Raw genomic sequence first — 15562 nt, forward strand, 5'->3', positions numbered from 1 at the left:
CGTATATCATGGAAAATATTATACTTCAAGCACAAAAACTCGGTTTATGGCGACCTTTAGATATTCATTTTGCTCATCTTATGGTAGCGCTATCGCATTCAACGGATGCTTTATTTCTAGCTAGTGCTTGTCTAAGTGCTGATGTCGGTATGGGACATGTTTGTCTACCACTTTCACTATTAACACCAGATACCTTATTTGAAGGTCTTCATCCAAAACTTGCGCAACAAGCTTGGCAACAAGCTGGAAGCCTCCAGCTGAACGATTGGCAAAATTTACTACTAACATCGCCATCAGTGAGCGATGGTTCAAGATCTACGCCATTAGTTCTAGATAAACAACAGCTTTATTTACATCGTCTATGGCAAGATGAATGTACTGTTGCTCATTTTTTTCAACGATCTATGCTAGTTCCTTATGATGAGAATATAGTACGTAATATACTTAATGCCCTTTTCCCTACTACTAATAATAGTATTAATTGGCAAAAAATTGCTATTGCATTGGCACTTACGAGCAAAGTTTCGCTTATATCCTACCGTACTAGTAACGATAAAAATACAATGATAACTAAGTTACTAGCTGCTATATTACAAATTAATAAGAGTGAATATTTACATATCATAATAGCAGCTCCTACTAGTAAAGTAACTGCTCAATTAACTGATTATATTGCTCGATCAATGATGATATTAACTCATGATTATTTAAGATATAAGATTACATATCAGGTCATAAACTTATATAAATTGTTAGGTACGCAACCTAACAGTAGGCGTATACAATATTATTGTGATAATCCACTATATTTAGATATTTTAATTTTAGATGAATCATCAATAGTTGATCTTCCTATGATGGCCAATCTAATTAATGCGCTACCAGCGCAAGCTAGAGTCATATTTCTGGGTAATGATGATCAGTTTATATCAGTTGATACTGGAACTGTATTTAGTGATATTTTTCAATTAATAGATCATGGTTATAGTATTAAACGCTGTCAAGAATTATCCAGATTAACAGGATACCAGTTATCTAACAACCGCACCAATAATATGTTTAGCTATCAAGTAACAGATAGCTTGTGTTTATTACAAAACAACAATTCTTTAAAAGATAGTTCTGGTATTAGTATATTAGCAAATATGATTAACACCGGTAATAACAATGATGCTCTTATCTTGCTTAATTCAAGCAAATATGCTGATATTTACTATATACAGCGACATTGTGAGTTAGATTACCAACGGATGGTACATGACTGTGTTACAAATTATTCTAATTATTTACAACTATTAAATGCCGGTGAATCACCGGCCTCTATCATAGAAGAATTTAACCGTTACCGGTTGCTTTCAATGCTCAGGAAAGGGAAATTTGGCGTAGTTTGCTTAAATYATTGCATTGAACAAACGCTGATATACTATGGTCTTCTTAAGAAGAATAGTAGTACTTATGCTGGTCAACCAATTATACTTCTACATGATATACAATCACTAGGCTTATATAATGGGGATATTGGGCTCATACTCTCTGAGAGTAAAAATAATAAACTACATGCATATTTTATATTGCCTAATAACAGCATAAAAGTAGTAGCTACTAGTTATTTACCTAAATACGCAACTGCGTTTGCAATTACAGTCTATCAGTCACAGGAATTAAAATTTACCCATGCTGCACTGGTACTACCAGATGAGATATGCTCTCCTATATTTACTCGTGAGCTTTTATATGCTGGAGTAACAAAAGCACGTAAGTTTCTTTCTATTTATGCTCCAGATAATGAAATACTCGCTGATATTATTACTCATCCTACTCAACGACGTAGTGGTCTAACAGACCGGTTGCGAAGAATGATGGAGTAATATTAGCATGGTAGAGGTTATATAAAAACAATATATATTGTGTATGCTAATTACATATTCCAATGTTTTATATTAATAAATGGAATAATGTTTACCAAATAACCTCTAACGAGATTCATTTTATTAATAGAATCGAACAAGCAAGAGGTCGTCTTCTTATATTAAGGATAACGATGATAAAATGAGGATAAAAAGAGAATGGTTCTTGGTAAACCACCAATAGATTCTACGCTAGAATGGTTCTTGTCTCATTGCCATATTCACAATTATACATCTAAGAGTACTTTAATTTATCAAGGTGAAAAAGCAAATACTCTTTACTATCTGATAAAAGGTTCAGTCTCTATAATTATCAAGAATAAAGAGGGGAAAGAAATGATTCTTTCTTATCTTCATCAAGATAATTTTATTGGTGAGTTAGGTTTATTTAACGTAAGTAAGGAACGTAGCGCTTGGGTGAGGACAAAAACAGCTTGCGAAGTAGCTGAAATATCCTATTCTAAATTTAGACATCTAATTCAAGTTAATCCAGATATTCTATTACGCCTAGCATCGCAGATGGCTAATCGCTTACAGGTAACCTCAGAAAAAGTAGGTAATTTAGCATTTTGTGATGTTACAAAACGCATTACACAAACATTACTTGATCTTAGTAAACAACCAGATGCCATGACTCATCCAGACGGTATGCAAATCAAAATTACCCGACAGGAAATTGGTCAGATTGTTGGATGCTCGCGAGAGACTGTTGGTCGTGTTTTAAAAATACTTGAAAATCAACAAATATTATCTGCTTATGGTAAAACAATCGTAATCTATGGTACTCGTTAGCTTTATGTTTGTTTACATTTTAACTTAATCATTAAGTAAGCATAGACTGATTTATTTATAATTAGTCTATGCTTACCAATTCGTTAACTTGATAATTGCAGAAAGTTAGCTAATAATTGATGTCCTTGTTCACTCATAATACTTTCAGGGTGAAATTGAACTCCAGTTATCGCTAGAGAGCGATGGCTAATAGCCATTATTTCCTCTTTTTTTCTTCCTGGATGCAAACTCCAGGCAGTTACTTCTAAACAAGATGGAATACTAGTAGGATCTAGGACTAAAGAATTATAGCGTATAACTTTGAGTGGTTGTATTAATCCAGCAAATAGTCCAGTTCGACTATGTCGAATATAAGAAATTTTCCCGTGCATTACTTGGTGCGCACGTACAACTTTCGCACCAAAGGCTTGACCAATAGCCTGATGACCAAGGCAGACACCTAAAATAGGTAGCTTACCAGAGAAATAGTGGATAGCAGATAGTGAAATACCTGCTTGATCTGGTGTACCAGGACCAGGAGAAATTACAAGTTTGTGAGGCGCTAACTGCTCAATCTCTCGTATATTAATACGATCATGCCGTCTTACTTCAACTTGTTGGCCTAATTCACAAAAATATTGATATAGATTCCAGGTAAAAGAATCGTAATTATCGATTATTAATAACTTGCTCATAAAATAGCCTTTACTTTCTTGCTTAACTGAAAGAGCAAGATAAAATCGTTGCTTAGACTAAATGTACTTTAATAAGTTATAAAGCATATATTAGTTCTATTATAAAAAATACAATACTGCGTTATTCCCCTATGAATTATCAAGCAAAGTCATCATTGTATGTTAGAAAAAAAAAACAAGAATAAAGAAAATTGCTACCCAGATTATCATGTAGATATTTTAAAAATACCACCTTCTTCATTAGAAGCAGAACAGTCAGTGCTAGGCGGCTTAATGCTGGATAATAAAAGGTGGGATAATATTTCCGAACGTGTAGCAACTGATGATTTTTTCAATCGCCCTCATCAGTTGATTTTTCGCGAAATGCAACTGTTATTCGATATGAGTAAACCAATCGATCTCATTACTCTTGCCGAATCTTTAGAACAAAAAGGTAAGTTAGACGCCGTGGGTGGTTTTTCTTACTTAGCTGAGTTATCAAAAAATACCCCTAGTGTTGCTAATATATCTGCTTACGCAGATATTATTCGTGAGCGGGCTATTGTTCGTGAACTAATCACTGTTGCTCATGAGATTGCAAATGCTGGATATAATCCACAGGGAAGAAGTAGTGAAGAGTTGCTCGATTTTGCCGAATCTCAGGTATTCAAAATTGCTGATAATCGAGCGAACAAAGATGAAGGTCCTAAAAGTATTGACCTTATTCTTGAAAAAACCGTTACACGCATTGAGCAACTATATCAGAATCCACATGATGGTGTAACTGGTGTATCAAGTGGTTACCAAGACTTAGATAGAAAAACGGCTGGATTACAGAAATCTGATTTAATTATAGTTGCCGCACGACCCTCCATGGGTAAAACAACTTTAGCTATGAATATGTGCGAACACGCGGCTATGACAGAAGAAAAACCAGTTCTTATCTTTAGCCTAGAGATGTCTGGTGAACAGATAATGATACGTATGTTAGCTTCACTATCACGTGTAGACCAAACTCGTATCCGTACTGGTAGATTAGATGATTCAGATTGGGCACGTCTATCTAGTACTATGGGTATTTTGCTAAAAAAACAGAATATGTTATACATTGATGACTCATCAGGTTTAACACCCACAGATGTACGTTTTCGAGCAAGACGAGTATTTCGTGAACACGATGGACTGAGTCTAATTATGATTGATTATTTACAATTAATGCGTGTTCCAGCATTAGCTGATAACCGTACTATGGAGATTACAGAAATATCCCGCTCACTAAAAGCATTAGCTAAAGAGTTACAGGTACCGGTGATTGCTCTTTCTCAGTTAAATAGAAGCTTAGAGCAGCGTGCTGATAAGCGTCCTGTTAACTCAGATCTACGTGAATCTGGTTCAATCGAACAAGATGCAGACTTAATAATATTTATTTACCGTGATGAAGTTTATAATAATAATAGTGATATGAAAGGTATTGCTGAAATTATACTAGGTAAACAACGCAACGGTCCTATCGGTACTATACGGTTAACTTTTAACCAGCAGTGGTCCAGATTTGATAATTATGCTGATCTACAAGATCAAGATAGTGATTAGTTAGAATAAAGAATAATTTAAAAATAACTACTGGAAGCTATAATCACTGATGTTTATTATATCTACGTAGTTAAAAATGTCTCCGTAGTTAAAAAGGATATAACAAGTTCCTCCTAAGAACTAGTTACAGGTTCGATTCCTGTCGGGGATAAATCTCTACTATTTAAATTAGTATAGTAGGTGCTAATAATCCCATTCTAGATTAATAATTATCTAGTAAAACTCATCTAAGTACAACACTCATCATAATTTTTTTTGATTAATCCCCTTGATGCTGATAAGGGTGACCCCATCTTAATTTGCATCGAACGTTATTGAACCTACGAAGTTCAGAGTCAGCTCAATATAAAAAAAGTTAAGAACGAACATTAGGTTTACGATCACAACAAATGTAATTTTTTTGTGGAGATGTTTAGATGGGAAAAATAATTGGCATTGATTTAGGTACAACTAACTCCTGTATCGCTATTGTAGAAGGCACTAAAACTCGTGTACTAGAAAATAGTGAAGGTGATCGTACTACTCCTTCTATTGTTGCCTATACCCAGGATGGTGAGATTCTAGTTGGCCAACCGGCTAAACGTCAGTCTGCTACTAACCCGAAAAATACCCTATTCGCTATTAAGCGTTTAATTGGTCGCCGTTTTGAAGATGAAGAAGTACAACGTGATGTAGATATTATGCCTTACAAGATCATTGCTGCTGATAACGGCGATGCTTGGTTAGAGATAAAAGGCCAAAAAATTGCACCACCACAGGTTTCTGCTGAAATTTTAAAAAAAATGAAAAAAACAGCAGAAGATTATTTAGGTGAATCGGTTACAGAAGCCGTTATTACGGTACCAGCTTACTTTAATGATACACAACGCCAAGCAACTAAAGATGCTGGTAGAATTGCAGGTCTTGAGGTTAAACGTATTATAAATGAACCTACTGCTGCTGCTTTAGCCTACGGTTTAGACAAGGAAATAGGTAATCGTACTATTGCTGTATATGATCTTGGTGGTGGAACCTTTGATATTTCAATTATTGAAATTGATGATGTGGATGGCGAGAAAACTTTTGAAGTGTTAGCTACTAATGGTGATACCCATCTTGGTGGTGAAGACTTTGATAGTAGATTAATTAATTACTTAGTAGATGAATTTAAGAAAGACCAGGGAATTGATCTACGTAATGATCCTCTAGCTATGCAACGTTTAAAAGAAGCCGCAGAAAAGGCAAAAATTGAACTATCTGCAGCACAACAGACTGATGTTAACTTGCCTTATATTACTGCGGATTCTACCGGTCCTAAGCATATGAATCTTAAAATTACCCGTGCAAAACTCGAGTCTTTAGTCGAAGACTTAGTGAACCGGACTATGGATCCTTTAAAAGTCGCACTAACAGATGCTAGTTTATCTATTTCTGATATTAAAGATGTGATCTTAGTTGGTGGTCAAACACGTATGCCATTAGTACAAAAGAAAGTTACTGATTTCTTTTGTAAAGAACCACGAAAAGATGTTAATCCAGACGAAGCAGTAGCTATCGGCGCTGCAGTTCAAGGTGGTGTACTATCTGGCAATGTAAAGGATGTACTACTCTTAGATGTAACGCCACTATCACTCGGTATTGAAACTATGGGTGGTGTTATGACCGCATTAATTGCTAAAAATACTACGATTCCGACTAAGCATAGTCAAATATTCTCAACAGCCGAGGATAATCAGTCAGCTGTGACTATTCATGTACTACAGGGCGAACGTAAACGCGCTATGGATAATAAGTCTTTAGGACAGTTTAATCTAGATGGTATAGCTCCAGCGATGCGTGGTATTCCACAAATTGAAGTAACATTCGATATTGATGCTGACGGCATTCTACATGTATCAGCTAAGGATAATAACAGTGGTCGCGAACAAAAAATTACCATAAAAGCCTCATCTGGTCTCAGTGAGGAAGAAATTAAAAAAATGGTACGAGAAGCAGAAGCTAATGCTGAATCCGATCGTAAATTTGAAGAACTCGTACAAACCCGTAATCAAGCTGATAACTTAATGCATAGTACGCGTAAACAACTAGCAGAATATGGTAATCAGCTACTTCAGGAAGATAGAAACGCTATAGAAAATGCTATTCAAAGTTTGAATACTGCATTAAAAGGTGAAAGCAAAACGGATATTGAAACTAACATACAAAGCTTAATTCAAGTTTCTAGTAAATTGCTGAAATTAACACAACAGCAAAACCAAGCTACAAACGATAATGTTAAGACTGATGGTAACGTAGTAGATGCTGAGTTTGAAGAAGTAAAAGATAAAAAATAATCGCCCCGAACATATTGAGTCCTCACTTGCTGTTAGCTGCAAGCTCGAGTATCAAAAAATATATGTTCGTGCAAGCATGTCGAGGACAGGAATAACCGATGGCGAAATCAGACTATTATCATATTTTAGGCGTTCCGAAAAACGCCGACGAACGTGAAATTAAAAAGGCTTATAAACGTTTAGCAATGAAATTTCACCCAGATAGAAACCCAGGAAATGCTGAAGCTGAAGTAAAATTTAAAGAAATTAAAGAAGCATACGAAATATTAACTGATGTGCAAAAACGTGCTGCATACGACCAATACGGCCATATGGCTTTTGAATCAGGTAATAGTAGTATGGGAGGAGGTACTGACTTTAGCGATATTTTTGGCGAGGTCTTTGGTGATATTTTTGGAGGAGGCCGTCGTCAGCGAGCTAGTAGAGGAGCWGATTTACGTTATAATATTGAACTAACTCTTGAAGAAGCCGTGCGCGGAGTTACTCGTGAAATTTGTATTCCTGTTTTAGGGGAATGTCAAACATGCCATGGTAGTGGTGCTAAACCAGGTACATCATCTATTACCTGTCCTACTTGTCATGGACAGTGCCAAGTACAAATACGACAGGGGTTCTTTACAGTACAACAAGCATGTCCAACTTGTAATGGACAAGGTAAAGTAATTAAAGATCCTTGTGTTAAATGCAATGGTAACGGTAGACTTAAAAAATCAAAAACGCTCTCAGTGAAGATTCCGTCTGGTGTGGATACTGGTGATCGTATCCGTCTATCTGGTGAGGGCGAAGCTGGTGAGTATGGTGCACAAGCTGGTGATTTATACGTACAAGTTAAAGTACGTAAACACCTTATCTTCGAGCGTGAAGATAATAACCTATACTGTGAAGTACCAATTAATTTTGCTATGGCAGCATTAGGTGGTGAAATTGAAGTCCCAACTATTGATGGTAAGCTTAAATTAAAAGTCCCAGCAGAAACCCAGACAGGTAGAATTTTACGTATACGTGGTAAGGGAGTTAAATCAATGCGTAGCGGCAGCTACGGTGATTTACTGTGCCGTGTAGTGGTAGAAACACCAGTAAAATTAAACGAACGTCAGAAACAACTTTTACTCGATTTAGAAGATAGCTTTGGCGGACCAAGTGGAAATAAAAATAGTCCGCGTTTGAAAAATTTTCTTGATGGAGTAAAAAAATTTTTTGATGATCTAACTCATTAGAATTCCATCTAATATTATAGAAATTCTATATGCTAGTGCATTTTGTTTATTTGTGTTATAAGATGAGATTTATAACGTGCTGCTTTATTTTTATGGATTAAACCTTTGCTTGCTTGACGATCAACTATAGGTTGCATAGCAGAAAAAGCTTGCTGCGCAGCTTTCTTATCTTGAGTCAAGATAGCATTATATACTTTTCTTACAAAAGTTCGTACCATTGAACGTCTACTTGCATTGTGTAGACGATGTTTTTCAGACTGTACGGCACGTTTTTTTGCTGACTTAATATTTGCCAAGGTTGTTGATCTCCATTTTACAAGAAATATTCTGTTGATTATTCATCAAAAATAATTCTAGCACAATAGATTATAGCTTTATTAGCTAATACACTAGAAAAAATTGATAGCTAAATGCTACTTTTTTTATATGCTTGATCTTAAAGAGAAAACAACAAATAGGTAAACTTAAGCTATAATCTACGAATATTTACTGTATTGAGTCAAATATGGAGCTAATTCGTGGTATACATAATTTACAGCAACGTCACCATGGCTGCGTACTAACTATTGGTAATTTTGATGGTTTTCATCGTGGACACCAAGCATTAATTAATAAACTACAGACTGAGGGTCGCCGTCGTAGGCTGCCAGCCATAGTAATTATTTTTGAACCACAACCACAAGAATATTTTGCTGGTACTAAAGCACAGGTACGTCTTACACGTTTTAGAGATAAAGTTAAATATCTAGCTACCGCTGGAGTAGATGCAATCTTATGTATTACATTTAATAAATACTTTTCTAACCTTAGTGCTAAAACTTTTTTGTTTGATATTTTAGTACATAAGCTAGGAGGTCGTTTAATTTGTGTTGGTGATGATTTTTGTTTTGGTAAGTGTCGCCAGGGTAATTTGACTATGCTAAAGCATGCAAGTAACCAAGTTGGGTTCGATATAATAAATATTATGACTTACAATACAGAAGATGGACAACGTATTAGTAGCACTGCTATACGTCAAGCACTAGTACAAGACCGCTTAGATGAGGCGGAAATGCTACTAGGTCACTTATACCGTATTTCCGGGAGGGTAATTTATGGCGATGCACTTGGCCGTATTATAGGGTTCCCTACCGCAAATATATCGCTGAAAGGGAGACTTGCTCCATTAAATGGAGTATATGCGGTACAAGTATATGGTATTACTAAAGATCCATTACCTGGAATAGCTAATATAGGTACTCGTCCAACCGTAACTAATTACAGTCACAACCAGCAACATATGGAAGTTCATCTACTAGATGTGACCTTAAATTTATATGGTTATCATCTAGAAGTTATTATACTTGCCAAAATACGTAAAGAACAACGTTTTGCTTCTCTAGAAGAACTTAAGCAACAAATAGTGAATGATATAGCAAATGTTCGTAACTATTTTAAATACGCACCAATGCTACTATCGGCAAATAAAGAACAATTAAGAATGAACTGAGATTCAAATGAATGATAGATTATAAAAATACTTTGAATTTACCAAAAACACAATTTGCTATGCGTGGTAATTTAGCTATACGCGAACCAATTATGCTAAAACGTTGGCATCAACAAGATTTATATCAACTTATTTGTCAAGCTACACAGGGCAAAAAAACTTTTTTTTTACACGATGGTCCACCGTATGCTAACGGTAGTATTCATATTGGTCACTCTGTAAACAAAATTCTTAAAGATATTATTATTAAGTCTAAAAGATTAATGGGTTACTGCTCACCATATATTCCTGGTTGGGACTGCCATGGTTTACCTATTGAGCTCAAAGTAGAGCAACTAATTGGAAAACCGGGTAAAAAAGTTAGCGCTTCTGAGTTTATAATTGCTTGCCGTAATTATGCATCAGAACAGGTTACCTGGCAGAAAAAGGATTTCATTCGTCTAGGTGTACTTGGCGACTGGGATAATATATATCGAACGATGGATTTTCATACAGAGGCGAATATAATCCGGACACTAAGCAAAATTATTGAAAATGGTCACGTATATCAAGGCAACAAACCCGTTCATTGGTGTATCGATTGTCGTTCTGCGCTAGCAGAAGCAGAAGTAGAATATTACGACTATACTTCGCCTTCCATCTATGTTATTTTTGCGGCTACTAATACGCATGATGTAGCAGCTAGGTTTGGTATCCCCAATGTTTTATCATCAATTTCATTTTTAGTCTGGACTACTACGCCTTGGACAATACCTGCTAATAGAGCAATATCTATACATCCTAATTTAAATTATCAATTAGTTAAAGTAAATCAACAAGGTTTCATACTTGCTGCCGATTTAGTAACCAGTGTGCTAACGTATTTAGGAATTCAAAATTGGACAGTAGTTAAAAATATTAAGGGATATGTATTAGAGCTATTACGGTTTAGTCATCCATTTATGAAATTTGATGTTCCTGTAGTATTAAGTAATCACGTTACTATCAATGTTGGTACCGGTGTAGTTCATACTTCTCCTAGTCATGGTCCAGATGATTATCTCATAGGTCGAGAATATAATTTAGAAATCGTCAATATAGTTGGTCCTGACGGTTGCTATTTACCTGGAACTTTTTCATTACTTGATGGAACATCTGTCTATCAGAGTAATCAGACCGTAATTAGTCTATTAAAGGATCGTGGTGCACTATTACATACGGGAACAATACAGCATAGTTATCCACACTGTTGGCGCCATAAAACACCACTAATATTCCGTGCTACACCACAATGGTTTATAAGTATGGACAAAAAAAAATTACGTCAACAGTCGCTGAAAGAAATTAAAAAAATACAATGGATCCCAAGTAATAGCCAAGCAAGTATTACGAATATGGTTAATAATCGCCAAGACTGGTGTATTTCGCGCCAACGTATTTGGGGTGTCCCAATGTCATTATTCGTACATAACCATACTAAAAAATTACATCCACAAACTAGCGAAATTATGGAGTATGTAGCTAAACAAGTGGAGAAAAAGGGTATTCAAGCTTGGTGGGATTTAGATCCAATAAAAATATTGGGTGATGATATAGTTAACTATAGTAAAATTAACGATATACTAGATGTATGGTTTGATTCTGGTTCTACACACTCATCTGTTATTAATGCGCAAACTGAATTTGCTAATCATGAGATAGATATGTACTTAGAAGGAGCAGATCAACATCGTGGCTGGTTTATGTCATCTTTGATCAGCTCGACAGCTATAAAAGGTAAAGCTCCATATAAAACAGTAATTACCCATGGTTTTGCCGTAGATAGTAATGGACGCAAGATGTCTAAATCTATTGGTAATGTAGTTAGTCCACAGCAAGTAGTAGATAAACTAGGTGCAGATATTCTACGCTTATGGGTAGCCTCTACTAACTATACTGATGATATGACTATTTCGGATGAAATCTTGAAAAGATCCGTTGATACTTATCGTAGGATACGTAATACCGCACGTTTTCTATTAGCTAACTTAAATGGTTTTGAACCAAAACAACATAGTGTTAGTATAGATAAAATGATTATTTTAGATCAATGGGCTATTGATCGTGCACAAGTTGCTCAGGATGAAATTATTGCTGCTTATAACAGCTATGAATTCCATAGTGTGGTACAACGTATTATGCAGTTTTGCTCAGTAGAAATGGGTTCTTTTTATCTCGATATTATCAAAGATCGCCAATATACAACTCAATATAATAGTATTGCACGACGTAGCTGTCAAACTGCACTTTTTCATATTATTGAGGCAATGGTACGATGGATTGCTCCTATTATATCATTTACTGCTGACGAAATTTGGGGTTTTATACCCGGAAAACGTTCACCATCAGTTTTTATAGAAGAATGGTATAAAAATCTATCTAGGTTAGACGCAGAGCAACATATGAACGATACTTACTGGAATACATTACTGCAGGTAAGAAGTGATGTTAATTACCTTATTGAACAGGCACGCATTAAGAAGAACATTGGTAGTTCTTTAGAAACACAGGTAACGTTATACTCAGAACCTATTCTTGCCATGCAATTACGCCAACTGGGCAATGAGCTACATTTTGTGTTACTGACCTCCGCAGTACAAATCGCTGATTATCAGGAGGCAGATAATAATGCACTTCAAAGTACTAGAATAAAAGGACTAAAAATTACCCTAAATCATGCTACAGGAAGAAAATGTCAGCGTTGTTGGCATTACGAGCAAGATATTGGCAATAATACTCAATATCCAGAGATATGTGGTCGTTGTGTTATTAACATAGCCGGTAATGGCGAAGAACGTAAGTTTGTCTAATGAAATTCATACCTACAACATATAATACTTTTCTTTATACTGGAATACGCTGGCTTTGGCTTGCATTCGTCGTTTTTGCAATAGATTTTGGTAGTAAGCAATGGGTTATTAATCATGTTAAGTTAGGAGAATCTATATCTATTATACCTAATATTCAGTTTTTTTATACTCTAAATTCAGGAGCTGCGTTTAGTATCTTAGCAGATAAAGGTAATTTTAATATATGGTTGTTAACGCTGATAGCTATTATACTATGCATATTACTATTGGTTATGATGTATTATGCAAATTATATGGCCAAAATAATAAATGTTTCCTATGCTCTCATACTTGGCGGTGCATTAGGTAATTTATTCGACCGTATAAAGTACGGTGCAGTAATAGACTTCATTGATATTTACGTTCAATCTTGGCATTGGCCAACCTTTAATATAGCTGATTTGAGTATTTGTATTGGTATCATACTAATAGTATTAGAACATTTTTATTCTCCTGCTAAATAAAAATCAGCAAAAATCAAGGAGATTTTAAGTGCGGATTTTGCTTGCTAACCCACGTGGTTTTTGCGCTGGTGTAGAACGTGCCATTAACATTGTTGAAAAAGTTATAGCAATTTATGGTCCGCCAATATATGTACGTCATGAATTAGTCCATAATAGTTACGTAGTAAATACACTACGTAATCAAGGTGTCGTATTTATTGAACAGATACATGAAGTACCGGATGGTGCTGTTATTATTTTTTCTGCACATGGAGTTTCCAAAGCTATACGTAAAGAAGTACAAAGCCGTAATCTAACTATTTTTGATGCTACTTGCCCTCTAGTGACTAAAGTGCATATGGAAGTTGCACGCGCAAGCCACAAAGGCATAGAAACCATTCTTATTGGCCACTATGGTCATCCTGAAGTAGAAGGTACGATAGGACAGTATAATAATACGGATGGTGGAATATATTTAGTAGAGTCGCTAGAAGATGTATGGCAACTCAAAGTTAAAAATAAAAATAATTTATGCTTTATAACCCAAACTACTTTTTCTGTAGATAAAAGTTCAGCAATTATAGATGCATTACGCCAGCGCTTTCCCTTTATTAAGGGGCCACATAAACAGGATATTTGCTATGCTACAACTAATAGGCAAGAAGCAGTACGTAATTTAACTATGGCGACTGATATAGTACTAGTAGTAGGTTCAAAGAATTCCTCAAATTCTAACCGTTTAGTAGAACTAGCACAGCAAACTGGGAAACCAGCATATTTAATCGATTGTGCTAGTGATATCAAAGAAAACTGGCTACAGGGAATCAATATTATTGGTGTTACTGCTGGTGCATCAGCCCCTAATATTCTTGTCCTACAAGTAATATTAAAGCTGCAATCTTTTGGTGCAGAAAGCGCTGAAGAGCTAAGAGGATATGAAGAGAAGATGATATTTGATCTTCCTAGAAATCTACATGTAGTAAATAAATAACTATTTATATCTATAAGTTTAGATATATCGGGTAAGATTAATTAGCGGGTTATATTTATGCTGTATTTGGCTTTAATTTTATCAACAAGGTACCTTATTAATTAGCTATTTTCTTCAAATAAGACTGATGAGACTTTGAGGAGGCTTTTTTGACAAAATCAGCGCTGTTAGTTCTAGAAAATGGAACTAAATTTTATGGAAAAGCAATTGGAGCTAGAGGTACCACAGTTGGTGAAGTAGTTTTCAATACTTCTATGACTGGTTATCAAGAGATTTTATCTGATCCTTCTTATTTTCATCAAATTGTGACTCTTACTTATCCTCATATAGGTAATACAGGCACGAATGAAATAGATAACGAATCTTTACATGTGCAAGCGCAAGGATTAGTAATACGTGATTTACCGATATTGACTAGTAACTTCCGTAGTAGTATGTCGCTATCGGAATACCTTGAGCGCAACAATATTATTGGAATATCTGATATAGATACGCGTAAATTAACGCGTTTACTACGCGAAGAAGGTACACAAAATGGTTGTATAATTGCTGGTGATCCATTAAATACTAAACTAGCACTATGTAAAGCGCGTGAGTTTCCTGGTTTAAATGGCATAGATTTAGCGAAAGAAGTTAGCACAACTCAGCCATATATTTGGAATCATGGTAGTTGGAACCTCAATCAAAGTACAAATAATATTACCAATGCATATTTGCCATATCATGTAGTTGTCTATGATTATGGTATAAAACGGAATATCATGCGTATGCTAGTTGATCGTGGCTGTCGATTAACTGTAGTGCCAGCGCAGACTACTGCGGATACTGTACTAGCTATGTATCCAGATGGCATTTTACTCGCTAATGGGCCGGGAGATCCAGCCCCCTGTGATTATGCTATTACCGCAATCCAACAAATACTTACCCAAAATATTCCTATATTTGGTATTTGTTTTGGCCATCAGTTATTAGCCATAGCAAGCGGCGCAAAAACATTTAAAATGAAGTTTGGTCATCATGGTAGTAACCATCCGGTTAAAGATTTAACATCAGGACGAATTTTTATTACATCACAAAACCATAGTTTTGCTGTAGATAAGTATACCTTACCAGACACAATAAGAATAACTCATACATCTCTATTTGATGGAACCTTACAAGGATTACATCTTACTGATAAGCCTGCATTTAGCTTTCAGGGACATCCAGAAGCTAGCCCTGGACCACAGGATATAACATTACTATTCGATTATTTTATTAAATTAATTATTTTGTATCGTTCTCAGCATAACTAAACA

Annotated in this window: 12 protein-coding genes and 1 tRNA gene; 11 read left to right on the forward strand and 2 right to left on the reverse strand. The window is 35.4% G+C overall.

Annotation, left to right across the window (positions count from 1 at the left end):
- Window positions 1-8 precede the first annotated feature (8 nt).
- On the forward strand, window positions 9-1868 hold the full coding sequence (gene recD, locus BCI_RS02715) for an exodeoxyribonuclease V subunit alpha (protein ID WP_011520710.1): 1860 nt from the start codon (window positions 9-11) through the stop codon (window positions 1866-1868).
- 198 nt (window positions 1869-2066) lie between these two features.
- Window positions 2067-2699 (forward strand): cAMP-activated global transcriptional regulator CRP, encoded by a 633-nt coding sequence (crp, locus tag BCI_RS02720; protein ID WP_011520711.1) that lies wholly within the window; start codon window positions 2067-2069, stop codon window positions 2697-2699.
- A gap of 83 nt (window positions 2700-2782) precedes the next feature.
- On the opposite strand, the gene BCI_RS02725 is transcribed toward crp, so the two are convergent.
- Window positions 2783-3373, reverse strand: coding sequence for an anthranilate synthase component II (locus tag BCI_RS02725; RefSeq protein WP_011520712.1), 591 nt, complete (start codon window positions 3371-3373; stop codon window positions 2783-2785).
- Window positions 3374-3532: 159 nt separating this feature from the next.
- Between BCI_RS02725 and dnaB the strand changes: the two genes are divergently transcribed.
- The 4 genes from dnaB (at window position 3533) to dnaJ (ending at window position 8474) form a co-directional block, all read left to right on the forward strand.
- Window positions 3533-4945 carry a replicative DNA helicase gene (dnaB, locus tag BCI_RS02730; protein WP_011520713.1) on the forward strand — a complete coding sequence of 471 codons (1413 nt, stop codon included), beginning with the start codon at window positions 3533-3535 and terminating at the stop codon, window positions 4943-4945.
- A gap of 78 nt (window positions 4946-5023) precedes the next feature.
- A tRNA-Arg gene (locus BCI_RS02735) sits at window positions 5024-5096 on the forward strand.
- Window positions 5097-5361: 265 nt separating this feature from the next.
- Complete coding sequence (dnaK, locus tag BCI_RS02740) at window positions 5362-7257, forward strand: molecular chaperone DnaK (RefSeq protein ID WP_011520714.1); 1896 nt, start codon at window positions 5362-5364, stop codon at window positions 7255-7257.
- A gap of 98 nt (window positions 7258-7355) precedes the next feature.
- The gene (gene dnaJ / locus BCI_RS02745) at window positions 7356-8474 is read left to right on the forward strand and encodes a molecular chaperone DnaJ (protein ID WP_011520715.1); all 1119 of its coding nucleotides are present in this window, start codon (window positions 7356-7358) and stop codon (window positions 8472-8474) included.
- A gap of 32 nt (window positions 8475-8506) precedes the next feature.
- Here dnaJ and rpsT read toward each other — a convergent pair whose 3' ends face one another.
- Entirely contained in the window at window positions 8507-8770 is a 264-nt protein-coding gene (gene rpsT / locus BCI_RS02750; RefSeq protein WP_011520716.1) for a 30S ribosomal protein S20, read from the reverse strand.
- A gap of 209 nt (window positions 8771-8979) precedes the next feature.
- On the opposite strand from rpsT, the gene ribF reads away from it, so the two are divergent.
- The 5 genes from ribF to carA all read left to right on the forward strand — a co-directional run bounded on the left by ribF (window position 8980) and on the right by carA (window position 15559).
- Window positions 8980-9963, forward strand: a complete 984-nt coding sequence (gene ribF, locus BCI_RS02755; RefSeq protein WP_011520717.1) for a bifunctional riboflavin kinase/FAD synthetase — start codon at window positions 8980-8982, stop codon at window positions 9961-9963.
- 11 nt (window positions 9964-9974) lie between these two features.
- Window positions 9975-12791: an isoleucine--tRNA ligase gene (gene ileS, locus BCI_RS02760; protein ID WP_011520718.1), complete on the forward strand. Its 2817-nt coding sequence runs from the start codon at window positions 9975-9977 to the stop codon at window positions 12789-12791.
- Window positions 12791-13294 (forward strand): signal peptidase II, encoded by a 504-nt coding sequence (gene lspA / locus BCI_RS02765; protein ID WP_011520719.1) that lies wholly within the window; start codon window positions 12791-12793, stop codon window positions 13292-13294. The genes ileS and lspA overlap by 1 nt, the downstream gene beginning before the upstream one ends.
- A gap of 28 nt (window positions 13295-13322) precedes the next feature.
- Window positions 13323-14264, forward strand: a complete 942-nt coding sequence (gene ispH, locus BCI_RS02770; RefSeq protein WP_011520720.1) for a 4-hydroxy-3-methylbut-2-enyl diphosphate reductase — start codon at window positions 13323-13325, stop codon at window positions 14262-14264.
- Window positions 14265-14413: 149 nt separating this feature from the next.
- On the forward strand, window positions 14414-15559 hold the full coding sequence (carA, locus tag BCI_RS02775) for a glutamine-hydrolyzing carbamoyl-phosphate synthase small subunit (protein ID WP_011520721.1): 1146 nt from the start codon (window positions 14414-14416) through the stop codon (window positions 15557-15559).
- Window positions 15560-15562: the final 3 nt, after the last annotated feature.

Source organism: Baumannia cicadellinicola str. Hc (Homalodisca coagulata) (assembly GCF_000013185.1).
Lineage (GTDB): Bacteria > Pseudomonadota > Gammaproteobacteria > Enterobacterales > Enterobacteriaceae > Baumannia > Baumannia cicadellinicola_E.

Excerpts from the sequence above, each read along its gene's own strand:
- BCI_RS02725 (WP_011520712.1), bottom strand. The coding sequence starts at position 3,373 with ATGAGCAAGTTATTAATAATCGATAATTACGATTCTTTTACCTGGAAT.
- ileS (WP_011520718.1), top strand. The coding sequence starts at position 9,975 with ATGATAGATTATAAAAATACTTTGAATTTACCAAAAACACAATTTGCT.
- dnaB (WP_011520713.1), top strand. The coding sequence starts at position 3,533 with ATGTTAGAAAAAAAAAACAAGAATAAAGAAAATTGCTACCCAGATTAT.
- ribF (WP_011520717.1), top strand. The coding sequence starts at position 8,980 with ATGGAGCTAATTCGTGGTATACATAATTTACAGCAACGTCACCATGGC.
- lspA (WP_011520719.1), top strand. The coding sequence starts at position 12,791 with ATGAAATTCATACCTACAACATATAATACTTTTCTTTATACTGGAATA.
- crp (WP_011520711.1), top strand. The coding sequence starts at position 2,067 with ATGGTTCTTGGTAAACCACCAATAGATTCTACGCTAGAATGGTTCTTG.
- dnaK (WP_011520714.1), top strand. The coding sequence starts at position 5,362 with ATGGGAAAAATAATTGGCATTGATTTAGGTACAACTAACTCCTGTATC.